At 73.5% G+C, this 22906-nt stretch carries 26 protein-coding genes; 7 read left to right on the top strand and 19 right to left on the bottom strand.

Annotated elements, in window-relative coordinates; translation table 11 throughout:
• Window positions 1-32: 32 nt before the first annotated feature.
• Both A6A27_RS10995 and A6A27_RS11000 read right to left on the bottom strand, forming a co-directional pair.
• On the bottom strand, window positions 33-2570 hold the full coding sequence (locus tag A6A27_RS10995) for an ABC transporter permease (RefSeq protein WP_073834468.1): 2538 nt from the start codon (window positions 2568-2570) through the stop codon (window positions 33-35).
• On the bottom strand, window positions 2567-3310 hold the full coding sequence (locus A6A27_RS11000) for an ABC transporter ATP-binding protein (RefSeq protein ID WP_073834469.1): 744 nt from the start codon (window positions 3308-3310) through the stop codon (window positions 2567-2569). Before A6A27_RS11000 ends, A6A27_RS10995 begins: the two co-directional genes overlap by 4 nt.
• 102 nt (window positions 3311-3412) lie before the next feature.
• On the opposite strand from A6A27_RS11000, the gene A6A27_RS11005 reads away from it, so the two are divergent.
• Window positions 3413-4444, top strand: a complete 1032-nt coding sequence (locus tag A6A27_RS11005) for a helix-turn-helix transcriptional regulator (protein WP_073834470.1) — start codon at window positions 3413-3415, stop codon at window positions 4442-4444.
• Here the strand turns inward: A6A27_RS11005 and A6A27_RS11010 are convergent.
• A complete protein-coding gene (locus A6A27_RS11010) occupies window positions 4428-5342 on the bottom strand; it encodes an SDR family oxidoreductase (protein WP_073834471.1) in 915 nt (304 codons plus the stop codon). The genes A6A27_RS11005 and A6A27_RS11010 overlap by 17 nt on opposite strands.
• A gap of 251 nt (window positions 5343-5593) precedes the next feature.
• Between A6A27_RS11010 and A6A27_RS11015 the strand changes: the two genes are divergently transcribed.
• Entirely contained in the window at window positions 5594-6496 is a 903-nt protein-coding gene (locus tag A6A27_RS11015; protein WP_073834472.1) for a GNAT family N-acetyltransferase, read from the top strand.
• Window positions 6497-6537: 41 nt separating this feature from the next.
• Here A6A27_RS11015 and A6A27_RS11020 read toward each other — a convergent pair whose 3' ends face one another.
• The 5 genes from A6A27_RS11020 to A6A27_RS11040 form a co-directional block, all read right to left on the bottom strand.
• Window positions 6538-7275, bottom strand: coding sequence for an alanyl-tRNA editing protein (locus A6A27_RS11020; protein WP_073834473.1), 738 nt, complete (start codon window positions 7273-7275; stop codon window positions 6538-6540).
• Window positions 7276-7285: 10 nt separating this feature from the next.
• Entirely contained in the window at window positions 7286-8173 is an 888-nt protein-coding gene (locus A6A27_RS11025; protein ID WP_073834474.1) for an alpha/beta fold hydrolase, read from the bottom strand.
• Window positions 8170-8490 carry a DUF2516 family protein gene (locus A6A27_RS11030; RefSeq protein ID WP_073834475.1) on the bottom strand — a complete coding sequence of 107 codons (321 nt, stop codon included), beginning with the start codon at window positions 8488-8490 and terminating at the stop codon, window positions 8170-8172. The genes A6A27_RS11025 and A6A27_RS11030 overlap by 4 nt, the downstream gene beginning before the upstream one ends.
• A gap of 73 nt (window positions 8491-8563) precedes the next feature.
• Complete coding sequence (locus A6A27_RS11035; protein WP_073834476.1) at window positions 8564-9223, bottom strand: hypothetical protein; 660 nt, start codon at window positions 9221-9223, stop codon at window positions 8564-8566.
• Window positions 9220-9852, bottom strand: coding sequence for a helix-turn-helix domain-containing protein (locus tag A6A27_RS11040; RefSeq protein WP_073834477.1), 633 nt, complete (start codon window positions 9850-9852; stop codon window positions 9220-9222). Before A6A27_RS11040 ends, A6A27_RS11035 begins: the two co-directional genes overlap by 4 nt.
• Before the next feature lie 111 nt (window positions 9853-9963).
• Between A6A27_RS11040 and A6A27_RS11045 the strand changes: the two genes are divergently transcribed.
• Window positions 9964-10761 (top strand): alpha/beta fold hydrolase, encoded by a 798-nt coding sequence (locus tag A6A27_RS11045; protein WP_073834478.1) that lies wholly within the window; start codon window positions 9964-9966, stop codon window positions 10759-10761.
• Between the two features lie 53 nt (window positions 10762-10814).
• Here A6A27_RS11045 and A6A27_RS11050 read toward each other — a convergent pair whose 3' ends face one another.
• The 4 genes from A6A27_RS11050 to A6A27_RS11065 form a co-directional block, all read right to left on the bottom strand.
• The gene (locus A6A27_RS11050) at window positions 10815-11774 is read right to left on the bottom strand and encodes an asparaginase (protein WP_073834479.1); all 960 of its coding nucleotides are present in this window, start codon (window positions 11772-11774) and stop codon (window positions 10815-10817) included.
• Between the two features lie 94 nt (window positions 11775-11868).
• Window positions 11869-12696 (bottom strand): 3-keto-5-aminohexanoate cleavage protein, encoded by an 828-nt coding sequence (locus A6A27_RS11055; protein ID WP_073834480.1) that lies wholly within the window; start codon window positions 12694-12696, stop codon window positions 11869-11871.
• 125 nt (window positions 12697-12821) lie between these two features.
• Entirely contained in the window at window positions 12822-13934 is a 1113-nt protein-coding gene (ygfZ, locus tag A6A27_RS11060) for a CAF17-like 4Fe-4S cluster assembly/insertion protein YgfZ (RefSeq protein WP_073834481.1), read from the bottom strand.
• A complete protein-coding gene (locus tag A6A27_RS11065) occupies window positions 13931-14359 on the bottom strand; it encodes a Fur family transcriptional regulator (protein WP_073834482.1) in 429 nt (142 codons plus the stop codon). Before A6A27_RS11065 ends, ygfZ begins: the two co-directional genes overlap by 4 nt.
• 69 nt (window positions 14360-14428) lie before the next feature.
• On the opposite strand from A6A27_RS11065, the gene A6A27_RS11070 reads away from it, so the two are divergent.
• A complete protein-coding gene (locus tag A6A27_RS11070) occupies window positions 14429-15301 on the top strand; it encodes an aminotransferase class IV (protein WP_073834483.1) in 873 nt (290 codons plus the stop codon).
• 75 nt (window positions 15302-15376) lie between these two features.
• On the opposite strand, the gene A6A27_RS11075 is transcribed toward A6A27_RS11070, so the two are convergent.
• The gene (locus A6A27_RS11075; protein WP_073834484.1) at window positions 15377-15982 is read right to left on the bottom strand and encodes an FABP family protein; all 606 of its coding nucleotides are present in this window, start codon (window positions 15980-15982) and stop codon (window positions 15377-15379) included.
• A 55-nt stretch (window positions 15983-16037) separates the two neighbouring features.
• Entirely contained in the window at window positions 16038-16142 is a 105-nt protein-coding gene (gene mtfM, locus A6A27_RS46800; RefSeq protein ID WP_274534545.1) for a small membrane protein MtfM, read from the bottom strand.
• Window positions 16143-16154: 12 nt separating this feature from the next.
• Between mtfM and A6A27_RS11080 the strand changes: the two genes are divergently transcribed.
• The 3 genes from A6A27_RS11080 (at window position 16155) to A6A27_RS11090 (ending at window position 19059) form a co-directional block, all read left to right on the top strand.
• Window positions 16155-16529 carry a DsrE family protein gene (locus A6A27_RS11080; RefSeq protein WP_073834485.1) on the top strand — a complete coding sequence of 125 codons (375 nt, stop codon included), beginning with the start codon at window positions 16155-16157 and terminating at the stop codon, window positions 16527-16529.
• 89 nt (window positions 16530-16618) lie between these two features.
• Window positions 16619-17011 carry an SCP2 sterol-binding domain-containing protein gene (locus A6A27_RS11085; RefSeq protein ID WP_073834486.1) on the top strand — a complete coding sequence of 131 codons (393 nt, stop codon included), beginning with the start codon at window positions 16619-16621 and terminating at the stop codon, window positions 17009-17011.
• Window positions 17008-19059, top strand: coding sequence for an amylo-alpha-1,6-glucosidase (locus A6A27_RS11090; RefSeq protein ID WP_073834487.1), 2052 nt, complete (start codon window positions 17008-17010; stop codon window positions 19057-19059). Before A6A27_RS11085 ends, A6A27_RS11090 begins: the two co-directional genes overlap by 4 nt.
• 55 nt (window positions 19060-19114) lie before the next feature.
• Here the strand turns inward: A6A27_RS11090 and A6A27_RS11095 are convergent, their stop codons facing one another.
• The 5 genes from A6A27_RS11095 to A6A27_RS11110 form a co-directional block, all read right to left on the bottom strand.
• Window positions 19115-19960, bottom strand: a complete 846-nt coding sequence (locus A6A27_RS11095; protein WP_073834488.1) for a hypothetical protein — start codon at window positions 19958-19960, stop codon at window positions 19115-19117.
• A 256-nt stretch (window positions 19961-20216) separates the two neighbouring features.
• Window positions 20217-20558, bottom strand: a complete 342-nt coding sequence (locus tag A6A27_RS11100; protein ID WP_073834500.1) for a DUF1416 domain-containing protein — start codon at window positions 20556-20558, stop codon at window positions 20217-20219.
• 5 nt (window positions 20559-20563) lie between these two features.
• Window positions 20564-21412: a sulfurtransferase gene (locus A6A27_RS11105; protein ID WP_073834489.1), complete on the bottom strand. Its 849-nt coding sequence runs from the start codon at window positions 21410-21412 to the stop codon at window positions 20564-20566.
• Between the two features lie 204 nt (window positions 21413-21616).
• Window positions 21617-21694, bottom strand: a complete 78-nt coding sequence (locus A6A27_RS47120) for an Ms5788A family Cys-rich leader peptide (RefSeq protein WP_311202345.1) — start codon at window positions 21692-21694, stop codon at window positions 21617-21619.
• Window positions 21695-21843: 149 nt separating this feature from the next.
• Window positions 21844-22629, bottom strand: a complete 786-nt coding sequence (locus tag A6A27_RS11110; protein ID WP_073834490.1) for an LmeA family phospholipid-binding protein — start codon at window positions 22627-22629, stop codon at window positions 21844-21846.
• Window positions 22630-22906 lie beyond the last annotated feature (277 nt).

Here is a 22906-nt window from a genome sequence, read left to right on the forward strand (position 1 = left end):
CGGCGTACGGGCGGCGGCCCGGCAGTGGAAGGTCACCGGTCCTCCAGGGCCGGCAGGCCACGGCGCCGCTGCACGAGTCGGACCGGTAGGGCGCCGGCGAGCAGCCCGAGCCCGGCCACCCCGCCGAGCAGCAGCAGGTACGTCCCGGGTGCCACCACCAGCCGGAGGACGCCGTCCTGGGCGATGCTGAACGGGACGACCACTGCGCTGGTGACGGCGACGCCCAGGACCAGCGCGGCCATCACGGTGATCAGCCTCTCCCGGTCCACCAGGCGGTGCACCTGCCGGGCGGTCGCGCCGGCCAGCCGCAGGTCCGTGAACTCCCGTCGGCGGGCGGCGGCCGAGATGGCGAACGTGTTCACCACCGCGATCGCTGTGAAGCCCAGCGACACCACCACCAGCAGCTCCCACGCGCCCTGCTGGTTGCCGTCATCGGTACGGGTCGCCGCCGCGGTCGGCACCACTCGCAGCTCGGGCCAGCGCTGCCGGATCCGCTCGGCGACCGCGCCGTCGGAGTCCCGCAGGGCGACCATGGTGACCAGACCGCGCGGGTCGTGCGCGGCGACCAGCCCGGCCGGCAGGGTTAGCTCGCCGAACCCACGGTGCCAGCTGTAGCGGGCGGAGAGCCGCAGGACGACCTGTTCCCCGTCGGCGAGCCAGATCGGTACCTCGTCGCCGAGCCGCCAGCCGTACGCGTCAGCGAGGTCGCTGCTCGCCGCGAACGTGCCGTCCCCGGCCAGGGCACCGTCGTCGACGGCCAGGTCGAGAGCGCCGTCCACCCCGGTACGTAGCAGGCCCTGTGCGGCGTAGTCCTGGGGCTTGCCGCCATCGGCGAGCACCACGCGGGTGGGCACGGTTGCCACCGCCCCGGTGACGCCGGGCAGCGCGGTCACCCGCTTCGCGGTGTCGAGCGGCAGGCCGACCGCGCCGGTGACCAGGGTGGTCGCCCCGGCCAGCCGCTGCGCCTGCTGGTCGCCTGCCAGCCGGGTCAGCAACTCGCCGTTGAGCAGCAGCGGCGCGTTGATCGCGAACATGAGCACCAGGGGAACGGCCACCGCCGCGGTACGACGGACCTCCACGCGGGTGGTGGCAGCGGCCAGCCAGCCCGCCGCACCGGTGCCGGCACTGAGCCGTCCCGGCACGGCGGAGACCAGCCGAACCAGCAGTGGGCCGAGCGCGGCGACCGCGCATAGCAGCAGCGCGGACGAGATGAAGGTCATACCCATCCCGAACGGGCCACCGAGCGGCACGAACGTCAGCACGGCGACCGCGCCGGCCGCGGCGACCAGGGCGACGGCGGCCCGGGCCAGCATCCCGCCGCGCGGCGCGACCACGGTCTCGACGAGCGCCTGAGCCGGGGCGACCCGCACCGCGCGGCGACCGGCGAACCGGGCGGCGACCAAGGTGACCAGGGCCCCGGCGAACCCGGCGAGCATCAGCACCACCGGGTTGACCCGGACGGTGAACTGGGCCGGCACCACCCCTAGGTGCCGGAACCGGGCCGCCACCAGATGCGCGACCAGCACCCCGAGCGGCAGCCCTGGCAGCGCGGCGACGGCGGCGAGCACCAGGCTCTCCACGCCGAGCAGCCGCCGCAGCTGGCGCGGGGTCGCCCCGATGGTGCGCAGCAGCGCCAGCTCACGCAGCCGCTGCCGGACCCCCAACGCCACCGTGCCGGTGAGCACGAAGATCGCCGCGAAGGCGGTGATCCCAATGGTGAAACCGAAGACGGAGATCGGTCCGATGTAGTCGGGCAGCGCCCCCGGCAGGTCGGCCCGTACCCGGTCGGCCCCGGTCAGTACCGGCATGCCCCCGGCGCGGGCCCGGACCGCCGCGAGCAGGGCCCTCCGGTCGGCTCCCGGCCCGGCGAGGACCGCGACCGCGGTGGGGCCGGCCAGTCCGGAGACCGCGGCCACCTCGCGGTCGGCGAAGAAGAGCGCGCCCTGGGCGGGCAGCGCGTCCCGGCCGATGGGAGCGGCGACGCCGGCCAGCCGCAGGATCCGTACCCCCGTGCGGGTGGTGATCCGGAGGTGGTCGCCGACGGCGAGGTTGCCCCGGGCGGCGAGGTCGGCGTCCACGACCACCTCGCCCGCCGCCGGCGCGTCGCCGACGCGCAACCGGTACGGGGTGAGCGCGGCCGACGACCAGCCGTGGCCGATCACCGGGGCGGCGTCGGCGCCGCGCACCGGCCGCCCGGCGGCGGTGGTCAGCTCGACGGGAAAGGCCGCGTCGGGTACGGCACGCGCCACCCCGGGCAGCCCGGCGAGCCGGGTCGCCAGGTCCCCGGGCAGGGTTCCCGCTCCGCTGAGCCGTTCGGTCTTGACCTTCGTCTTGGTCTTGGTCTTGCCCTTCTTGTGCTTCTCCTTCGTCGTGGTGAGGCTGACCTCGCGGGCACCGGACACCACCGCCGCGGCGGAGGCAAACCGGTTGGCCGGCGGGGCCGCGGTGAGCACCGAGAAGAGCAGCAGGCCGGCCCCAGCCAGCAGGGCCACGGCAAGCAGCGCGGCGAGGAAGGTGCCGAGGTAGGCGCCCCGGTGGCGGCGCAGCGTACCGATCGCCAGGCGGATCATGCGGCCGTCACCGCCGTCATCCGCGCGGCCACCGTCTCAACCGTCGGGTCGGCCAGCTCGTCGACGACCCGGCCGTCGGCGAGGAAGACGACCCGGTCGGCCCAGGCGGCTGCCGCCGGGTCGTGGGTCACCATCACCACCGCGGTACGCAGCTCGTCCACCGCCTCGCGCAGCAGCGTGAGCACCTCCCGGCCGGCACCGAGGTCGAGGGCTCCGGTCGGCTCGTCGGCGAAGATGACCTCCGGTCGGGCGGCGAGCGCCCGGGCGAGCGCGACACGCTGCCGCTGGCCGCCGGAGAGCTGCCCGGGCCGGTCCTTCTCCCGCCCGGCGAGACCCACCCGGTGCAGCACCTCGCGGGCCCACGCCCGGTCGGGCCGGGCGCCGGCGAGCCGCTGCGGCAGCAGCACGTTCTGCCACACCGTCAGCGACTCCATCAGGTTGTACGACTGGAACACGAAGCCCACCCGGCGGCGGCGGGCCTGGGTGAGCTTCGGCTCGCGCAGCGTCCCGAGTTCCTGCCCGGCGAGCCGGACCTGGCCCCCGTCCGGCCGGTCCAGCCCGGCGGCGCACTGCAGCAGGGTGGACTTCCCCGACCCGGACGGTCCCATGACCGCGTTGAACGTCCCGGCCGCGAAGGCGACCGTTACCCCGGCCAGCGCGGGCGCCCCACTGCCGCCGGCATATCTCCGCACCACATCGACCAGTTCGACGACCGGCCCGCCAGTTCCCTGAATTCGCATGTCCTCAGCCTCGTCATCCGGCGGCCCGGGCGACACACGGTCACCTCGTATCCGCGGGGTGGGGACAGCCCTACCGTGGCCGGCACGAGGCAGGGTGGGCGGATGCGCGCATCCCGGCTCATCTCGTTGGTCCTGCTGCTGCAGTCGCGGGAGACGATGACCGCGGCCGAGCTGGCCCGCGAGCTGGAGGTCTCCGAGCGCACCGTCTACCGGGACGTGCTGGCGCTCTCCGCCGCCGGGGTGCCGGTCTACGCGGACCGGGGCCGGGCCGGCGGGTACCGCCTGCTCGGCGGCTACCGGACCCGGCTGACCGGGCTGACCAGGGACGAGGCGGAGGTGCTCTTCCTGGCCGGGCTGCCCGGACCGGCCGGCGACATGGGGCTGGCCGACGCGGTCGCCGCCGCCGAGCTGAAGGTGCTCGCCGCGCTCCCGCCGAGCCTCCGCGACGCGCCGGCCCGGACCGGGCAGCGGTTCCACCTCGACGTGCCAGGCTGGTTCCGGCAGAGCGAGCCACCCGCATGGCTGACCGAGCTGGCCCGGGCCGTCTGGCGGGACCGGGTGGTCGAGCTGCGCTACCGCCGGGGCGAGCGGGAGGTGACCCGCACCGTCCAGCCGTACGGGCTGGTGCTGAAGAGCGGGATCTGGTATCTGGTCGGCCGGGTCGGCGACGGGTACCGGACGTACCGGGTGGACCGGGTGGTCGGCGTCGAGGTGGGCGGGGCGACCTTCGACCGGGACGAGGGCTTCGACCTGGGGGCGTACTGGCGGGAGCAGGCCGAGGCGTTCCTGCGGGACATGCTCCGGGCCGAGGTGAAGGTCCGGCTCAGCCCCGCCGGCCTGCGCGCGCTCCGGCACCTCGCCGACGCCCCCTTCGTGTACGACGAGGCGGTCGGCGCCGCCGAGGGGCCCGACGGGCAGGGTCGGATGGTGCTCCGGCTGCCCGTCGAGTCCGTCGAGGTGGCGTACGCCCAACTGCTCTCGCTCGGCCCGGAGGTGGAGGTGCTCGACCCGCCGGAGCTGCGGGAGCGGTTCGCCGAGGCGGCCCGTCGCGCGGCCGCGCTCTACCTCGAGCCGAACCTGGCGGCGCCGGCAGGGCTCGGCACCGCCGCGCCGGCGGTCAGCGGTAACCGGTGACGTCGGCCGGCTTCCCCGGGTCCTGCACCTCGACCAGGTAGCGCCAGGCATCGGGACGGCTGCCGTCGAGGTCGGTGAAGCCGTACACCTGGGCCAGCTCGCCGCTGGAGACGGACCTTCCGTTCCACCGGGCCCGGTCCGGATCGGCGGCGAGGGCCGCAACCGCGCGTCCGACGAACGCGGGCGTCTCCGAGATGGCGAAGTGCGGTTGCTTCTCCAGTGCGTCCTGCCAGTTCTCCTCGGTGACGCCGAACAGCTCCAGCATGTTCTCGGAACGCAGCCATCCGGGGGTGAGCGCGACCGCGGTTGCGCCGTGCTGGCGCAGCTCATGGGCCTGGGCGAACGCCAGCCGGTTCACCGCGGTCTTCGCCAGGTCGTAGAAGAACGAGACCCGGTAGTTCGACGCGTTGTACTCGGTGGTGCCGTCGCCGACCTCCACGACCAGGCCGCCGGGGTTGCGCACCAGCAGCTTCAGCGCGAAGTGACTGGTGATGATGTGCGTGTCGATGGCGAGCCGGAGCGCGTGCAGACCGTCATCGAGCGGCTGCTCCCAGAGCGGCGTCTCCCAGGTGATGAACGGCTCGGCGCCCCAGATGTCGTTGACCAGCACGTCGAGCCGGCCCTGCTCGGCGTCGATCCGGTCGACCAGGCGGCGTACCTGGTCGGGGTCGAGGTGGTCGACGGGGACCGCGATGCCGGTGCCGCCGGCGGCCGTGACCAGCTCGGCCGTCTCCTCGATGGTCTCCGGCCGGTCCATCTCGGAGCGGCGCTCCCGGGTGCTGCGGCCGGTGGCGTAGACGGTCGCCCCGGCGGCACCGAGCTGGACGGCGATCTGCCGGCCGGCGCCCCGGGTCGCCCCGGCGACGAGTGCGATCTTCCCTGTCAGCGGTTGGCTCATGCCGACGACGATGGCAGCAATACCTGACAGCGGAAGTCCGGTTTCCGGTGTGATCCGGATTCGCCCGACCTGCCAAGGCGCTGAGCCCCGATATCCGGGTGCCGTCCCGGCGCCCGGCCGGTAGGCTCGCCGGGCGTCCTCGACGACCAGAGGGAGGTGAGCACCGTGTCCGTAACGACATTCCTGTGCTCCCACCCGGTCACGAGGACGCGGGCATCCTGACGGGAGCACGCGCATCCCGGAAGGAAACCATGACCGACCTGGTCATCCGCCCGATCAACGCGGGCGAGGAGAAGCTGTTCGATGCCCTGTCCGACCCCGGTCTCGTCGGGCGCGCCGCGTTCGGCGAGCGTTACCTCGACATGGTCGCCGACGGCCAGTACCGCCCCGAGTGGAGCTGGATCGCGCTACGCGACGACGTCGTCGTGGCGCGCGCCGCCTGGTGGGGCGGGCCGGACGACGACCAACCCCTGGCGCTCGACTGGTTCGACTTCACCGACGCCGACGCGGCGGTCCGGCTGCTCCGGACCGTGCCGCTGCGGGCCGAGTACTCGATCTCGCTGCCGGTCGGCTGGCGTACGGAGCCGGCGGCCCGGGCCCAGGCCGAGGCGCGGATCGCGGCCGCCACCGAGGCCGGCATGTCGGTGCTGGTGTGGCGGTACCGGTACCGCTGGAGCCTGGACCGCGGGCTGCCCGACCGGCCCGGCCGGCTGGAGTTCCGCCCGGAGCCGGACGACGGAATCGTGCTGGATGTGCTCCGCCGCATCGTCGAGGGCAGCCTGGACGCGCACGCCCGGCACACCGCCGCGACGTCCGGACCGGACGCCGCGGCGCAGGAGGAGCTGGACCTGTTGCGCTGGCTGCCCAGCCCGCGCGACTGGTGGCGGCTCGCCTGGACGCCGGACGGTGAGCTGGTCGGCCTGACCGTGCCGGCCCGCAACCACAGCACCGCGATCGTCGGCTTCGTCGGCGTGGTGCCCGAGCAGCGGGGGCACGGCTACGCGTACGACCTGCTGGTCGAGGCGACCCACCTGCTGGTCGAGGCCGGTGAGACGGTGGTGGTCGCGGCCACCGACCAGACCAACCACCCGATGGCCGCCGCCTTCGCCCGGGCCGGCTACCCGGTCGAACGCGAGCGCGTCGACCTGGTCTGATCCACGGCTCCCGGCGCGCAGCACGCGCGCCGGGAGTCGCGTCAGTCCACCAGACGCACGCGGACCCGGCGGTTGGCCCGGCCCTTGCTCTCCACCTTGACCACCTGGACCTTGCCGATCTGGGCGGTGGAGGCGACGTGGGTGCCCCCGTCGGCCTGCACGTCCAGCCCGACGATGTCGACGATCCGGACCTCCTGCTCGTCCGCCGGGATCAGATTGGACTGGGTACGGATGATGTCCGGCAGGGCCAGCGCCTCCGCCCGGGGCAGCACCCGCACGGCGACCGACCGGTCGGCGGCCACCTCGGCGTTGACCAGCTCCTCGATCCGCGACTTGAAGTCCGGCGGCACCTCGGGGAGGTTGAAATCCATCCGCGCCTCGCCGGGTTCCATGTTGCCGCCGGTGACCAGCGCGCCGAAGTCCCGGAACACCACCCCGCAGAGCACGTGCAGGCCGGAGTGGGTACGCATCAGCATGGTCCGCCGGACCTCCTCGACCGCGCCGGTGACGGCGGTGCCGACCGGCGGCAGCGGGTCACCCTCGGCCGGGATGAGCCAGAGGTCGTCGCCCTTGCGGGTGCCCACGATCCGGGTCTGCACCCCCTGCCAGAGCAGCACCCCGTGGTCCGGCGGCTGCCCGCCGCCGCCCGGATAGAAGGCCGACCGCTCCAGCACGATGCCCTGCTCGGGATCGGCCGCCAGCACCGTGCACGTCCACTCCCGCAGGGTGGGGTCGGCAAGGTCGAGGCGGTGCGTACGGCCGTGGTGTGTGACGCCCATGCCGGGCAGGTTACCCGTTGAGGAACGTCGAGATCCGGTCCCGCAGGTCGGCGCGTTCCGACCAGAGGACGCCCGGCCGGTCGTACACGTGCAGGGTGGCCTGCGGGAGCGCGGCGGCCAACTGCTCGGCGACCGTCACCGGGTGCAGGTCGTCGCCGGCGCAGCCGATCACCAGCGCCGGAGCGGTGACCCCGGCGAGCGCGTCGGCGGTCCGCAGCGGGGCCTGATCCGGCAGGCTGGCCAGCCCCGGCGCGAGCCCGTCCCGGAGCAGCTGATCCAGCCGTTGCCGCAGGTACGCCCAGCCGGCCGGGCTGTTGCGAACGGCCGGCGGCAGTTCCAGCGACACCACGTCGGCCAGGGCGGAGGCGTCCCCCTCCGCCACCGCGTCGAGCAGGTCGGTCAGCCGGGCCCGGGCCACCTCGCCGCGCGGGCTGTCCAGCACGGCGGGGAGGAAGAAGACCAGCTTCTCGAAGCGTTCGGGGCTCTCGGCGAGCAGCCGGCACAGCGCGCCGGCGCCCAGGCTCGCCCCGAAGGCCCGGGCGGCGCCGCCGAGGTCGGCGATCGCCCGCAGGTCGCGGGCCAGGTCCAGGTAGTTCCACGGCCCGGGCGGCGAGTCGGAGCGGCCGTGCCCGCGGAACTGGAAGAAGATCTTGCGGCCGGTGACCCCGCTGCCGAACGGGCGGGTGGTGGCGATCCCGTTGCCGAGCCCGTGGGCGAACACCGTCACCGGGTCACCGGTGCCGGTGACCAGCCGCTCCAGCCGTACGCCGTGCGGGGTGGCGACCAGCTCGGTCTCCGGTTCGGGTAGCGCCGGCCGGCCGGTGCGGGGCGCGCCGGGCCCCGGCCCCCAGGTGCGGGGACCGCCGTCCGGCGGCGGGGGCCAGCGGAAACTCCTCACCAGGAACCTCGGCCGTCGTGCAGGTCACGCAAGCCGACCCGGACATCCAGCAGATAGATCAGACCCGCCGCGATGCCGATCAGGGTGAAGATGCTCAGCACCCCGCCCCCGACCCCGAGCAGGGTGAGCACCAGGCAGACCGCCAGGATGGCGATCCAGCCGCCCTTGGGCAGGGTGCCGATCGCGGCGAACGCGTCGGACCGCTGGGTGATCGCATGGACCAGGGCGACAGCCTCGATGACCAGGGCGAAGACGAGCAGGATCAGCTCGATCACGTAGCGGACTTCGAACGCGAAGATCGGCGCGGCGTAGGCCATGCCGGCAAGCTTATGCCGAGACCCCGGAAAACGTCCTACAGGACGCTGTCCGGGGTCTCGGCCCAGGTTCGACTCACTCGGCCGCGGGGCGGGTCCGCTTCGTGGTCTTCGGCAGCTTCGCCGACGGGGTCGCCGGCTTCGCCGCGGTGGCCCTGGTGGCGGTGACCTTGGTGGCCCGGGTGCGCTTCACGGCGGCCGGCTTGGCCTCGGCGGCCTCGGCCACCTCGGTCGGGGTCGGCACCTCGGCCGGCTTGGCGGCCGGCGTGGTGGCGGCCCCGGTCGCCTCGATGTCGGCGTTCACGGTGTCCGCGGCCTCCAGCACCCCCGCGCCGACGACCCGCTCACCGCGGGCGACCAGCTCGGCGTACGCGGCCACGGCCCGGGCCGACGCGGCCTGGGCCCGCTCCTGGGCGCCGGTCAGGACGGCGGCGGCGTTGCGGCCAGCGGCCTCGCGGAGCTTGTCCAGGTCGAGGTCGGTCGGGACGGCCTTCTCCCGCAGCCCGGTCGCGGTTGCGGTCTTCAGCGTCTCGTTGGCGCTCTTCAGCGTCTCGGTGGCCTTCTGGCGCAGCTCGACGCCGGTCACGACAGCCTTGCCGCCGAATTCGGCGACGACCCGGGTGCCGAGGTCGCTGACCACGGTGGGCAGCTTGCGGAGCTGCTCGAGGGCCAGCTCGCCGGCGCCGGCGGCGGCGTAGAGCGGGGCCGGAATTCGGTTGGTCTTCGGCTGGGTCATGACTTCTCCTCCTCGGCCGCACCGGCGGCCTTCCGGACCACCCCGTGGGCGGTCTTCTTCTCAGGATCGGCGGCGGTCGGGGCGGGCGCGGGACCCGCCTCGGTGACGGCGACCGACTCGAGGACGCCCTCGGTCGGCGTGCCGTCCAGCGTCGCGGGGCCAGCGGTGGCCGGCGTGATGGTGGCCGCGGTCGGCGGCGCCTCTCCCGGCGCGCCGGCCGACGAGGTCGGTTCGGTGGCCGGGGCCGGCTCGGCGGCGCCCTGCGCCGCGGCGGTCGCCTCGGCGAGCCGGGCGTTCTCCCGGCGGAACGTCTCGTAGATCTGGGTGAGGGACTGTTTCTGGGCCATGGTCAGCTCGGGGTCGACGGCGATCGCCGCGAGCACGCCCTGCCCCTCCTTGGCGTCCAGCAGCCCGGCGCGTAGGTACATCGCCGGGGTCGAGACGCGCAGCGCGCTGGCGAGCTGCTGGAGCACCTCGGCGCTCGGCTTGCGCAGTCCGCGCTCGATCTGGCTGAGGTACGGATTGCTGACGCCGGCCTGCTCGGCGAGCTGCCGCAGGGAGATCTTCGCGTTGCGGCGCAGATCGCGAATGAACCCGCCGACGTCGGGTAGGTCCTTTCCGGTGGCCATGACTCCACGCTAGCGCGGGGTGCTAGCTACTGCAAGCAGAATGCTTGCCAGAGTTAGCAGGGTCTCAGATAGCCGGTTGCGCCCCGGCTGTCGGGTCCGTACGGTTCCCCCGTGCCCAAGATCGACGTGAATGGTGCGGTGCTCGCGTACGACGAGGCCGGCAGCGGCAGCCCGGTGGTGCTGCTCCACGCCGGCATCGCCGACCGGCGGATGTGGCGGGGCCAAGTGCCCGCGCTCGCCGCCCAGCACCGGGTGCTCGTCCCCGACCTGCGCGGCTACGGCGACTCCGAGCTGCCGCCGAGCCCGTTCGCCCACCACGACGACGTGATCGGGCTGCTGGACGCCCTGGGCGTCGCGCGGGCCGCCCTGGTGGGCTGCTCGTTCGGCGGCAAGGTGGCGGTGGACACCGCGCTGGCGTATCCGGACCGGGTCTCCGCGCTCGCCCTCTTCGGCGCCCCGGTCTCCGGCAACGAGTGGTCCGAGGAGACCGAACAGCTCTGGGACGAGCTGGTCGGCGAGGTGGACCCGGAGGACTTCGCCGCGACCGCGGCCGGCGAGGTGCGGTTCTGGGTGGTCGGCCCGACCCGCCGCCCGGAGGACGTCGATCCGGAGCTGATCCGGTTCGCCGACGAGATGGACCGGCGGGCACTCGCCGCCGAGCTGGCGCTCAGCGCCGTCGAGGTGTGCGAACTCGACCCGCCGGCGATCGACCGGCTGGGTGAGCTGGCCATGCCGGTGCTGGTCGGCACCGGCGCGGACGACCTCGCGGACCTCCGCCGGCTCGCCGACCGGATCGCCGCCGAGGCCCCGCACGGGGTGCGCCTACCGGACGTCCCGGACGCCGCCCACCTGCTGCCGCTCGAACGCCCCGAACCGGTCAACGCCGCCCTGCTCGACTTCCTGCCCTGAGCCGCCGCCGCGGGGGCCGGCGAGGCCGGCCGCTGCGGCGTAGCGGTTGTGGGTCACCAGACGGCGCGGACCGCACCGACCGGCAGGCCGCCTCCGAGCAGCGGCAGCTCGGCGTACTCGGCCAGCACCGGGGCCTCGACGCCGAGCCGGCGCAGCGCGCTCACCAGCACCGGCATCCGGGCCCGCCCGGCGCCATCGTCGATCTTGAGAGCCACCGCACCGACCCCCGGGACCGCCGCCGCGATGACGCCCTCCGCGCCGACCTTCGCCAGCAGCCCGGGTACGCCGCGCATCAGCCGGGTGTCGTCCGCCTGGGTGCCGCCCACCAGCTCCGGGTACGTCCGCATGGCGTCGGCCACGGTCCGCTCGACGGTGCCGGGCTCGGCGGAGACCAGCCGCAGGTACGCCCGGGCCAGCCCGGTCAGCGAGACGGCGAGCACCGGCGCGCCGCAGCCGTCCACCCCGACGGCCGCCACCGTCTCCCCGGTGCACTCCTCGACGGCGGCCGTCAGCCGCTGCTGGAGCGGGTGCTCGGGCCGCCAGTAGCCGTCTAGTGGCCAGCCGGCGGCGAGGCAGGTCAGCAGCATCCCGGTGTGCTTGCCGGAGCAGTTCATCCGGGTCCGCGTCGGCCCGCCCCCGGCCCGCAGCACCGCCTCCCGGGCGGCCTCGCCGACCGGCAGGTCCGGCGGGCAGTGCAGCGCCTCTTCGGTCAGGCCCGCGCCGCGCAGCAGCGCGGTGACCCGCTCCACATGGAACTCCTCGCCGGCGTGGCTGGCCGAGACCAGCGCCACGTCGGCCGGTTCGGTCAGCGGCAGGCCGGCCCGGAGCATCCCGATCGCCTGCATCGGCTTGCTGGCCGAGCGGGGGAAGATCGGCGAGGTCGGGTCCCCCGCCCCGGCCACCGGCGCGCCGGCGGCGTCGAGCACCGCCACGGAACCACGGTGGACGCCCTCCACGAACCCGGACCGGACCACCTCGGCGAGCGGCACGCCGCCCTCGTACGTCTCTCCCACGACGTGGACGGTACCGACGGGTCCGGCGGGCCCGTCACCGGGGTGACCAGCGGCGTCGACTGCAGGCGGACAGGGGTGTGAGGCTTGCCGCGGCTTACATGCCGAGGAGCTGCCGGGCCTCGGTGGTGGTCAGCGGCGGGCGCTGGGCGAGCTGGGCGAAGCCGACCGCGCGGGCGACCAGTTGCATGTTGGACTCGACCGGCCGGCCCTTGGCGTAGGTGACCGTGTCCTCCATGCCGACCCGCAGGTGACCACCGGCCGAGAGGGAGGCGAGCAGCACCGGGATGGTGCTGCGGCCGATCCCGGTGGCCGAGAAGGTGGTGCCCTCTGGCAGGTCGCGCAGCATCTGCTCGGCCGCGACCAGGGTCGCGGTGGTGCCCGGCATGCCACCCGGCACGCCCATCACGAAGTCGACGTGCACGTGCCCGCCGTGCGGCAGGCCGTACTTGCCGAGCAGGCGCTGGAGGGCGGTGAGGTGGCCGAGGTCGAAGATCTCGTACTCGGGGACGATGCCCTTCTCCTGCATCCGGGTGTGCAGGGCGACGATGAACTCCCAGCGGTTGAGGAAGACGTCATCACCGAAGTTGACCGTGCCCATGGTGCAGGAGGCCATTTCCGGGCCGGCGTCCAGCACGGCCAGCCGGTCGGCCTCCGGGTCGGTCACCGCACCGCCGGAGGAGAGCTGCACGATCAGGTCCGTGGTCTCGCGCAGCGCCGCGACGGTCTCGCGCAGCCGCCCCTGGTCGAGGGTGGGCTTCGCCTCGTCGTCGCGGATGTGGACATGGATCACGGCGGCGCCGAGGGCCTCGCACTCCTTGGCGGTCAACAGCAGCTCGTCGAGAGTCACCGGCAGCGCCGGCACGTCCGCCTTGGCCGACTCCGCACCGGTGGGGGCAACCGTGATCAACGTCCCAGTGGTCATGCTGGCGATCCTAGACGGCCCACCCGCCTCCGGTCGATGGCCGGGAGGCGGCCGGGCGGAAGAATCGTGCCTGTCGAGCCATAGAACCGAAGGATTTCCGGCTTGCGGCGCCCAGTAAGGCAGGCTTACGACACGTCGATGGCGGCGGCCGTCTCGCCGACCAGCAGTCTGGCGTCGTCGGCGACGTTGCGCTTCAGCACGGCGAGGGCGATCTGGCCCAGCTCATAATGCTGCACCGCGGTGCCGACGAAACCGACCGTCCGGCCGTCCAGGGTCACCGGAGCACCGACGGCCGGCAGCTGGTCCGTGGTCACCCCGTCCAGGTGCAGCAGGACGAGCCGGCGCGGCGGCCTACCCAGGTTGTGCACCCGGGCCACCGTCTCCTGCCCCCGGTAGCAGCCCTTGTCGAGGTGTACGGCCGGCGCGATCAGGTCGACCTCGGCCGGGATGGTGCGGTGGTCGGTGTCCACCCCGGCCCGGGGCTGCCGGGCGGCCACCCGGATCGCCTCGTACGCCCACAGCCCGGCCACCGGCACGCCGGCGCCCCGCAGCTCGTCCACCACCTGGGTCATCGCGTCCCGAGGCACCAGCAGGTCCACGCCGAGCGGCACCCGCCGGGCCCACCCGCCGATCGGCAGCGGCCGGACGTCGTACATCACGGAGGGCCGCGCTGGCAGATCACCGGAGCGGAACTTCGGACCCGGCACCGCGACCACGTCCGGCGCGGCCAGCCCGCTGACGCCGAGGGTCTCGAGCGCGCCGATGGCCTCCGGCCCGACCAGCGACAGCAGCGCGTGGTCGGCGGTGGCGTCGCGCGGCTCGACCTTGCTGAAGAACCGCATCTTCTCCAGGTACGACAGCAGCCCGCTGGTCATCCCCGGTTCGGTGTCCAGCCAGGTGGTCTCGCCGTCCTCGGCGACCATGGCGTGCTGCTCGATGTGCCCGTGCGGGGAGAGGACGAGCAGTTCGGTGCCCTGCCAGGCGCCCAGCCCGGCGAGGTGCTGGCTAGTCAGGGTGTGCAGCCAGCCGATCCGCTCCTCCCCCGGCACCGCCACGACGCCCCGGTGCGACCGGTCGACCAGGCCGACGCCGGTGGCCAGGGTGCGCTGCTCGCGCAACGGGTCGCCGTAGTGGGCGGCCACCGGGCCGACCCCGGCCGCCCGGTGCACCGGCTCCGGCTGCTCCCGGGTCTCCTCGTCGATGGCCTCGGCGGCCACCGCTCCCGCGATGTCGATCATTTGCGTCCCCCGTCCTCGCACTGGCCGCAGACGCCGAAGAGCGCCACGTGCCCGATGTCCACCTGGAACCCCCGCTGCGCGGCCAACTGGTCGGCGAGCGGGCGGAGCAGCTCGGGCTCGATCTCGTCGATCGCGCCGCACTCCCGGCAGACCAGGTGGACGTGCTGGTGCTCGCCCGCCGCATGGTAGGTCGGCGAGCCGTGGGACAGGTGGGTGTGTGTCACCAGCCCGAGCCGCTCCAGCAGCTCGAGCGTTCGGTAGATGGTGGTGATGTTGACCCCGGCAGCCACCTCCCGGACCGCCGTGTGCACCTGCTCCGGAGTGGCGTGCCCCAGGTCCATGACCGCTTGCAGGACGAGCTGCCGCTGCGCCGTCAGCCGCAGCCCACGGGAGCGGAGCAGTTCCGCGAGGGAGGATTCGGACACCGTCCGATCATAGTTCGGCCGCCGCGCCGGTCCGGCCGGCGCGGTGGTACGCGGCTACCCTCGGCGCTCGTGGAAGCATCGCGGGTGGCCGTGCTGGGTCGGGGCGTCGTACCGGCCGGGGAGGCGGTGCTGCGCGGCGACGACCGGGGCGTGCTGCACGGGGACGGCCTCTTCGAGACCATGCACCTGCGCGGCGGGGAGCCCTGGCTGCGCGACGCCCACCTGGCCCGGCTGCGGGCCGGCGCGGCGGCGATCGCTCTGGCGCTCCCACCCGCCGACGCGCTGGTCGCGTTGCTCGACGAGATCCGGGCCGGCTGGCCGGCCGAGGTGGAGGGGGCGCTGCGGCTGGTCTGCACCCGGGGGCCGGAGGGCGATGGCCGGCCGACCGTGTACGCCACGCTGGGCGAGGTGCCGGCCGAGGCCCGGCGAGCCCGGCGGGACGGGGTGACCGTGGCCACCCTGCCGCTCGGGGTGGCCGCCCGGTCCCGCCCCGAGCTGAGCTGGCTGCCGGTCGGTGTGAAGTCCACCTCGTACGCCGTGAGCACCGCGGCGCGCCGCTGGGCGGCCCGGGCCGGCGTGGACGACGTGCTCTGGGTCTCCACCGACGGCTACGTGCTGGAGGGGCCGAGCGCGAACGTGGTCTGGCTGGCCGGTACGACGCTGTGCACGGTGCCGGCGGCGGCCACCGGGGTACTGCCCGGCGTGACCGCCCGCTGGCTCCTCGACCACGCCGCCGAGCTGGGCCTGACCGCCGAGGAACGCCTGGTCACCCCCGCCGAGCTGGCGACCGCCGACGGCGTCTGGCTCACCTCGTCCCTCCGCGGCCTGGCCGAGATCCGCACCCTCGACCAAACCCCGCTCCCCCACTCCGCCACAACCCCCGCCCTGCTCACTCTCCTAGGCTTCCCCCTCCCTCCCGCCGATCCACAGCGTCGATCATGAGGTTGGCGGCAGGATCGGAGATCGAGACCGCCGCCAACTCATGATCGACGGGAGAAACAGGACGGAGCGGTGGGGTCAGCCGGCTACGCGGAGGAGGCGGGCGGAGAGGTGGGGGCTCAGGGGCTGGCCCATGGCGGCCATTTCCTGGGCGTACAGCAGGGCACCCTCGACGATGCCGAAGAGGCGGGCACCGGCGGTGACCTCCTTGGCGGTGGCCGTCCGGACCACCGCGTCGGTGACGAACTCGATCTGGGTGCCCTTGCGCTTGCCGATGTGCAGCTCCATCACGCCGGTGGGCGTGGTCATCAGGGCTTCCAGCTCGTCGGTGACCCGGTCGCCGTCCATCACCGGGCGCCACCAGCCGACCTCACGGCCCGCCGGACGGACCGGGCGGCTCTGCTCGTCCAGGATCCAGGCGCGGGACTCGTAGAACAGGAACGGCCGGCCGTCGTGGCTGATCCGGATCTCCTGCGCGAAGTCGAAGTCCTCGATGGTCGGGAACCCGCCCCGGCCCCGCCCCCGCCACACCCCGATGTACGGCAGCAGGCCGTCCAGGCTCCGGTGCAGCTTCGGGCCGACGCGCAGGTCGTGGCTCTCCTCGTACGGGTACGAGTCGATCGGCGGCGCGTTCAGCCACGGCGGCGGCGCAAGCGGATTGTCATCCGACGTGTTCGCGCTCACGGGGCCACCTTCGTTCGCGACTGCGGGGCTCGCAAACCCGGCTCACTCCTCGCGCTCACCATTTTCCTCTCGAAATCTTCACGGCCAGATAGACCAGGCCCCCGGCGAGCGCGCCCAGGCCGGCGACCAGCAGGCTGACGAACCCGATCTCGGTAACCATCCGGGCCATCCTATGCTGGGCGCCATGGCCCGTACTCTCGTCGTCAAGGCCACCGCCGGGGCGGACGCTCCCGAGCGCTGCGCCCAGGCCTTCACCGTCGCCGCCACGGCGGCGGCGGCCGGGGTCGACGTGTCGCTCTGGCTGACCGGGGAGTCGACCTGGTTCGCGCTGCCCGGGCGGGCGCAGGAGTTCGAGTTGCCGCACTCCGCGCCGCTGGCCGAGCTGCTGCACGTGATCCTGGCCACCGGCAAGGTCACCGCCTGCACGCAGTGCGCCGCCCGGCGGGACATCGGCCAGGGCGATGTCATCCCCGGCGTACGCATCGCCGGCGCAGCCGTCTTCGTCGAGGAGACGATGGCCGAGGGCGCGCAGGCGTTGGTCTACTGACGGCCTCCCGGCCGACCCGGGGGAATGTCCGTCTTGCGCGGAGAGCCGATACTGGCCCGACATGTCCGGCTGCTGCCTACGATTCGGATGTGGGCCAGGCGACCGAGCAGTTCTTCGCGGCGCTGCCGAGGCGTGCCCCGGCGGTGCTGCGCGGCCCCACCGACGGCACCCTTCAGATCGACCTGACCACCGGCAACCGCACCGAGCACTGGTACGTGGAGCTGGCGCCCGGATCGGCCCAGGTGAGCCGGGAGCAGCGGCCGGCCGAGGCCACCTTCACGGTCGGCGCCGACCTGTTCGAGGAACTGGCCGACGGACGCGAGTCGGCCCTCGCGGCGGTGTTCCGCAACGAGGCCACGCTCAGCGGCAACGTGCTGCTGTTCCTCCTCTTCCGCCGGTTCTTCCCCGACCCGCCCGGCACCCGGGATCCCCGCGAGGTGGCCCGCGAGGTCGTCCGTGAGCAGGCCGGACGGTCGGAATGACGCGGGTCAGCATCCTGGACGGCAACACCTTTCTGGTCAGCGACGAGCGCGGCGACATCGAGCCGTCCTTCGACTTCCCCACCGGGCTGTTCTCCTTCGACACCCGGTTCGTCTCGACCTGGATACTCACTCTCGACGGCCAGCGGCTGCATCCGCTCTCCATCGACGACTCCCTGTCATACGGGACCCGGTTCTTTCTGGTCCCCGGCGAGCCGACGCACTACCTCGACGCCAAGGTCTCGGTGCTCCGCAGCCGGTCGATCGGCGGCAGCTTCGGGGAGGAGCTGACCGTGCTCAACCACGCCGGTCAGGAGCAGGAGTTCAGCCTCCGGCTCGACATCGGCGCCGACTTCGCGGACGTTTTCGAGATCAAGCACCAGCGGCAGAAGAAGGGCCGCACCACCCCGGGCACCCGGACGAACGAGCTCCGGCTCGTGTACCGGCGGGAGAATCTCCACCGGGAGACCGTGATCAGCACGAGCGCCCCGGGCGACATCGACGAGGGCGGCATGACCTTCCGGATCCGGGTCGGTCCGCACGGCGAGTGGACCACCCGGCTGCAGGTCACCACGATCATCTACGGCGCCCGGGGGGAGGACATCCGGACCACCCTGCCGCTGGGCGGGCACCGCACCGCCGCGGCGATCCATGCCGAGCAGAACGAGCTGATCGAGCGGGCCCCAAAACTCGGCTGCGACTGCCAGCCGCTGGCCGGGGCGTACCGGCGCAGCCTCAACGACCTGGCCGCCCTCCGGTACGAGTCGATCGCGCTGGGCGTACGGCTGCTCGCCGCCGGCCTGCCGTGGTTCATGACCCTGTTCGGCCGGGACAGCATCTTCACCTCGCTGCAGGTGCTGCCCTTCCTGCCCGAGCTGGTCCCACCGACCATCCTCATGCTGGCCGGCCTGCAGGGCAGCCGGCTGGACGACTTCCGGGACGAGGAGCCCGGCAAGATCCTGCACGAGCTGCGGTACGGGGAGACCGCCGGCTTCCTCGAGCAGCCGCATTCCCCGTACTACGGCTCGGCCGACTCCACCGCGCTCTTCGTGATCCTGCTCGACGAGTACGAGCGGTGGACCGGGGACACCACGCTGATCCGGCAACTGGAGCACGAGACCCGGGCGGCGCTGAGCTGGATCGACACGTACGGCGACCTGCTCGGCACCGGATACGTCTGGTACATGACCCGCAACCCGGAGACCGGCCTGCAGAACCAGTGCTGGAAGGACTCCTGGAACTCCGTCTCCTACGCCGACGGCCGGCTGCCCGCGTTTCCCCGGGCCACCTGCGAACTCCAGGGGTACGCGTACGACGCCAAGCTGCGCGGCGCCCGGCTGGCCCGGACGTTCTGGAACGATCCCGCGTACGCCGACCAGCTGGAACGCGAGGCGGCGGCGCTCAAGGAGCGGTTCAACCGGGACTTCTGGATCCCCGAGAAGGAGTACTACGCGCTGGCCCTGGACCCGGAGGGGCGGCACGTCGACGCCCTCTCCTCCAACATCGGCCACCTGCTGTGGAGCGGCATCGTGGACGAGTCACGGGCGGCCGCCGTGGCCCGGCACCTGCTCGGGCCGCGCCTCTTCTCCGGGTGGGGGGTGCGTACCCTCGCGGACGACCAGGGCCGGTACAACCCGATCGGGTACCACGTCGGCACGGTCTGGCCGTTCGACAACTCGTTCATCGCTTGGGGCCTGATGAGGTACGGCTTCCGGGAGGAGGCCGGCCGGATCTGCGACGCGATGCTCAGCGCGTCCCGCTACTTCGACGGGCGGCTCCCCGAGGCGTTCGCCGGCTACGAGCGGGACCTCACCGACTACCCGGTGCAGTACCCCACCGCATGCAGCCCGCAGGCCTGGTCCTCCGGCACTCCACTGCTGCTGCTCCGGGTGATGCTCGGCCTGGAGCCGCAGGGTGAGCACCTGATCATCGACCCCGCCCTCCCCGAGGGGATGGGCCGGGTGGAGGTGCTCGACATCCCCGGCCGGTGGGGCCGGGTGGACGCCCTGGGCCGCAGCCGCAGCCCGCACGACGGGAGCCGCGGCCACTGACGGCCGCGCGGCCAGGGCGGCCCGCTCCGGTCGGGGCGGCCCGCAACGGTACGGGTCAGCCGGCGCAGCCGGTCGAGGCGGCCAGCCGGAGCTGGTCACCGGTGGTGTCGGCCAGCACGACGACCCGCCCGGTCCGGTACGCGTACCCGTCGGGACGGTCGACCACGGCGGCGCCGAGCGGGCGCAGTGGCGCCAGCGACGCCGGCGTGGCCCCGGCCACCACGCTGATCGTCTGGGCGGCCTTGCCCGCGGGGCAGGGCACCACGACCACCTCGGGGACCGGCGGCTCGGCGCGCCCCAGCGCCCGCAGCGCCGCCGCCAGCTCGGGCCCGACGGCCTGTCCAGGCAGCAGTTCGGCGTACTCGGTGTCGGCTGGCCGGCAGCCGGTCCCGGCGGAGAGCCGGACCCGCCCGTCGGCCACCACCCGCCCGTCGACCGCCACGAACTCCCCCGCGTCGGCGCGCAACCGGGGGCGGCCCGATTCGACGTGGACCCCGGCCCGCCAGTCGGCCGGCAGCCGCTGCGCCACCCGCTCCAGCAGGGCCTGCTCGCCGCCGGCGGCGACCAGCACGTCCAGACCCTGGGTCAGTGCCGTCCCGTCGGCCAGCGGGGTGACCCGGCAACCCCGGCGCACCTGGGCCGGGGTCAACTCCCAGGCCTCGCCGTCCACGGCGGCCACCAGGCGCCCCACCGCGCCGGCCACCACCGGAATCGCCTGGCCCAGGCTGCGCTGCTCCTTCACGGTCGGCGGGTCATGGCGCACCGACCACCAGGTCAGCCCCGCGAGCAGCACCGCCCACGCCACCGCCGCGGCCACCAACCAACGCAGCCGACGCCGGCCGGGGGCCGGCTGGTCGGGACGGGTCGGCGGGGCGTAGCCCGCCTGGACAGCACCACTCACCGGGCCATCGTGTCATGCGATGGCGACCGCACCGCCACCCGCGTGCGCTCTCCCACGTGCCCAGCACGGCCGGGCGGGCGGTGCCAGGTCGCCGATCTGGCGGTGTCCCACGGCCGCGAACCCCACCACCGCGCCGACCCGCAGTCGATCAATCCCGAACCGACCGGGCCAGGCCGGGCGGGAGCGCCCCGGAACGGCCCGTGGCCCGCCGCCCTGGGGGGTAGGGCGACGGGCCACGGGCCGGTCAGAGCGTGGGTCAGGCGGCAACCGTGACGGTCGCCTCGTTGATCCCGCGGGCGGCGGCGACGGCGGTGTCGCCGTTGCCGTGTCGGGAGAGCGCCCGCAGGGTCCAGTTGCCCGGCGCGGCGAAGAACCGGAACTGGCCGGCCGGGGAGGTCACCACCTCGGCGGTGAACTCGCCGGTCGAGTCGAGCAGCCGGACGTACGCGCCCGGCACGACCTCGCCGGACTCGGCCTTCACCAGACCGGTGATGACGGTCTCCTTCTCCAGGTCCAGGCTGGCCGGCAACGGCGCGGCCTGGTCCGGAGCGGCGCAACCGGCGGCGGTGGGAGCCGTTGCTGCGGTGGGAACAGTCATCTCGATCACGCCTCCCCGGGCTCGTCGCCGAGCGCGACCGGCACGCCGACCAGCGAGCCGTACTCGGTCCACGAACCGTCGTAGTTCTTCACGCTCCGGTGGCCGAGCAGCTCCTGCAGGACGAACCAGGTGTGCGAGGAGCGCTCGCCGATCCGGCAGTACGCGATGGTCTCCCGGCTGTCGTCCAGCCCGGCGTCCGCGTAGATCCTGCGCAGTTCGTCGTCGGACTTGAAGGTGCCGTCCTCGTTGGCCGCCTTGGACCACGGGACGCTGATCGCGGTCGGCACGTGGCCGGCCCGCTGGGCCTGCTCCTGCGGCAGGTGGGCGGGGGCGAGCAGCCGGCCGGCGTACTCGTCGGGGCTGCGCACGTCGACCAGGTTCTTGGTGCCGATCGCGTCGACCACCTCGTCCCGGAAGGCGCGGATCGAGGTGTCCGGCTCGCTCGCGACGTACTGCGTCTTCGGGCGCTCCACCCGGTCGGTGACCAGCGGGCGGGCGTCCAGCTCCCACTTCTTGCGGCCGCCGTCGAGCAGCTTGACGTCGCGGTGGCCGTAGAGCTTGAAGTACCAGTACGCGTACGCGGCGAACCAGTTGTTGTTGCCGCCGTAGAGGATGACGGCGTCGTCGTTGGCGATGCCCCGCTCGGAGAGCAGCGCCTCGAACTGGGCCTTGTTGACGAAGTCCCGGCGCACCGGGTCCTGGAGGTCAGTCCTCCAGTCGAGCTTGATCGCCCCGGCGATGTGGCCGGTGTCGTAGGCCGACGTGTCCTCGTCGACCTCGACGAAGACGACGCCCGGGGCGTCGATGTTCTTCTCGGCCCACTCGGCCGAGACGAGTGCGGTGTCGCGACTCATCAGATCACTCCCTGGTGAGGACGGATGGTGAGCCTGCGCGCGGAGATCGAAGTCGGTAGTTGTCGCACCACGCGCGGGACCCAGAACTAGGAACGGATCACGGGTACGTGCGACGGCGCCGCTGCCGGGCGATCAAGGGAACACCGGAGGGTACGCGGACCCTGCGTGCCGGTGGCCGCTAGGCGGCCGAGGACAGCCCCGCCGTCAGATGACGGGGCGACACAGGCAGGTGGCCACGCGGCACAGGTCGACCGCGCGCCGTTTGGTGAGGAGCGTCCCCATGAGGAGGGAGACTACCAGCCGCTCCGGCCGATGCCACCGGTCCGACCAGCATCCGGGACGCGGCAGGGGCCCGGAGAACGCCGACGGCCCGACCGGTGGTCGGGCCGTGAGCAGGGATTCGTCGGTTGACTGAGGCGCTTACCAGCCGGTCAGCCGGCGGAGTTGATCGGCACGTGCTGCGCGTCGGCGGTGACCACCAGGCCCTCCGGCCTCGGTTCCACCTTGCGGACGCTGAGCTGGAACGGCAGCGCCGGCAGGGGCACCTTGACCGAGATGCTCCTGGCGTAGTTCGCCAGCAACGTCTTCGCCAGCGGCAGGTTCGGCAGGCCCTCGGCGGTCAGTTCGTTGAACCGCAGCGCCACCTTGCCGTTCGCGACCGCCAGGTCGGCGGTGCCGTGGACGGTGAGCTTCACACCGAGGATGTCCGCCGGAGCGGTGACCGTGAGCTTGCCGTCCCGCTCCCCGAGGGTGAGCCCCGGCCGGTCGAGCATCTTCGCCAAGCTGTCGTACGCGACGGTGGCGCGACCGTCGACGCTCTCGGCGATCACGTCGCCCCGCCCCGAGCGGAGGGTGTCCAGCGACGCCGTCACGTTGCGGGCATCCACGTCGAGCCGCGGCACTCTGACCGCGTCGCCCTGCACGGAGCCCTGCACGTCGGTCAGCACGATCGAGATGTGCTGGTACCTGCCGGCGATCACCTGGGTGAGGAACGGGAAGCCGCCCACGTCGACCTTCGGCGGCGCGGACTGCACGTCCTGCTTCGCGACCTGCTGCCGCACCTGGTCGGCGATGGCACGCTCGGCCACCCCGGCGGCCACCCGGTCGGCGACCGCCAGCAGCCCGGCCAGGACCAGCAGCAGGACGACGAAACCGATCAGCACCTTGCGGCCCCGTCGCCGGGGCCGGTCCTCGTACGCCGGGTACGCCTCTGCCACGCCGCCTCCTGTCCTCGCCGGTTCGCCGTCTGGCGGCGCGGGACCCTCGCGGCCGCGCGCCGCCTCGCGGCGCAACGGTACTTACCCGAGGCGTGGAATCCCCAATCGCACGCTGTGAAGAGAATCGACCGTGGCTGTGAAGAGAATCGACCGTGGCTGTGAAGAGAATCGACCGTGGCTTGTCTACGCGGCCTTGTCGAGGGTGACGGTGTAGCCCAGGCTGTGGAGTTGTTTGATGAGCCGGTCGCGTTGTCGGTCGGGGTTGCGGCGGGTGAAG

Origin of the sequence: Micromonospora sp. CB01531 (assembly GCF_001905095.1) — a bacterium.
Classification (GTDB): Bacteria; Actinomycetota; Actinomycetes; order Mycobacteriales; family Micromonosporaceae; genus Micromonospora.

What these genes read in the sequence shown, in the direction of transcription:
- A6A27_RS11015 (WP_073834472.1), top strand. Translation starts at nt 5,594, where the DNA reads ATGACCGACCTGGTCATCCGCCCGATCAACGCGGGCGAGGAGAAGCTG.
- A6A27_RS11005 (WP_073834470.1), top strand. Translation starts at nt 3,413, where the DNA reads ATGCGCGCATCCCGGCTCATCTCGTTGGTCCTGCTGCTGCAGTCGCGG.
- A6A27_RS11055 (WP_073834480.1), bottom strand. Translation starts at nt 12,696, where the DNA reads ATGACCACTGGGACGTTGATCACGGTTGCCCCCACCGGTGCGGAGTCG.
- mtfM (WP_274534545.1), bottom strand. Translation starts at nt 16,142, where the DNA reads ATGGTTACCGAGATCGGGTTCGTCAGCCTGCTGGTCGCCGGCCTGGGC.
- ygfZ (WP_073834481.1), bottom strand. Translation starts at nt 13,934, where the DNA reads ATGATCGACATCGCGGGAGCGGTGGCCGCCGAGGCCATCGACGAGGAG.
- A6A27_RS11080 (WP_073834485.1), top strand. Translation starts at nt 16,155, where the DNA reads ATGCTGGGCGCCATGGCCCGTACTCTCGTCGTCAAGGCCACCGCCGGG.
- A6A27_RS11105 (WP_073834489.1), bottom strand. Translation starts at nt 21,412, where the DNA reads ATGAGTCGCGACACCGCACTCGTCTCGGCCGAGTGGGCCGAGAAGAAC.
- A6A27_RS11040 (WP_073834477.1), bottom strand. Translation starts at nt 9,852, where the DNA reads ATGGCCACCGGAAAGGACCTACCCGACGTCGGCGGGTTCATTCGCGAT.
- A6A27_RS47120 (WP_311202345.1), bottom strand. Translation starts at nt 21,694, where the DNA reads ATGGGGACGCTCCTCACCAAACGGCGCGCGGTCGACCTGTGCCGCGTG.
- A6A27_RS11030 (WP_073834475.1), bottom strand. Translation starts at nt 8,490, where the DNA reads ATGGCCTACGCCGCGCCGATCTTCGCGTTCGAAGTCCGCTACGTGATC.
- A6A27_RS11000 (WP_073834469.1), bottom strand. Translation starts at nt 3,310, where the DNA reads ATGCGAATTCAGGGAACTGGCGGGCCGGTCGTCGAACTGGTCGATGTG.
- A6A27_RS11020 (WP_073834473.1), bottom strand. Translation starts at nt 7,275, where the DNA reads ATGGGCGTCACACACCACGGCCGTACGCACCGCCTCGACCTTGCCGAC.
- A6A27_RS11100 (WP_073834500.1), bottom strand. Translation starts at nt 20,558, where the DNA reads ATGACTGTTCCCACCGCAGCAACGGCTCCCACCGCCGCCGGTTGCGCC.
- A6A27_RS11090 (WP_073834487.1), top strand. Translation starts at nt 17,008, where the DNA reads ATGACGCGGGTCAGCATCCTGGACGGCAACACCTTTCTGGTCAGCGAC.
- A6A27_RS11010 (WP_073834471.1), bottom strand. Translation starts at nt 5,342, where the DNA reads ATGAGCCAACCGCTGACAGGGAAGATCGCACTCGTCGCCGGGGCGACC.
- A6A27_RS10995 (WP_073834468.1), bottom strand. Translation starts at nt 2,570, where the DNA reads ATGATCCGCCTGGCGATCGGTACGCTGCGCCGCCACCGGGGCGCCTAC.
- A6A27_RS11035 (WP_073834476.1), bottom strand. Translation starts at nt 9,223, where the DNA reads ATGACCCAGCCGAAGACCAACCGAATTCCGGCCCCGCTCTACGCCGCC.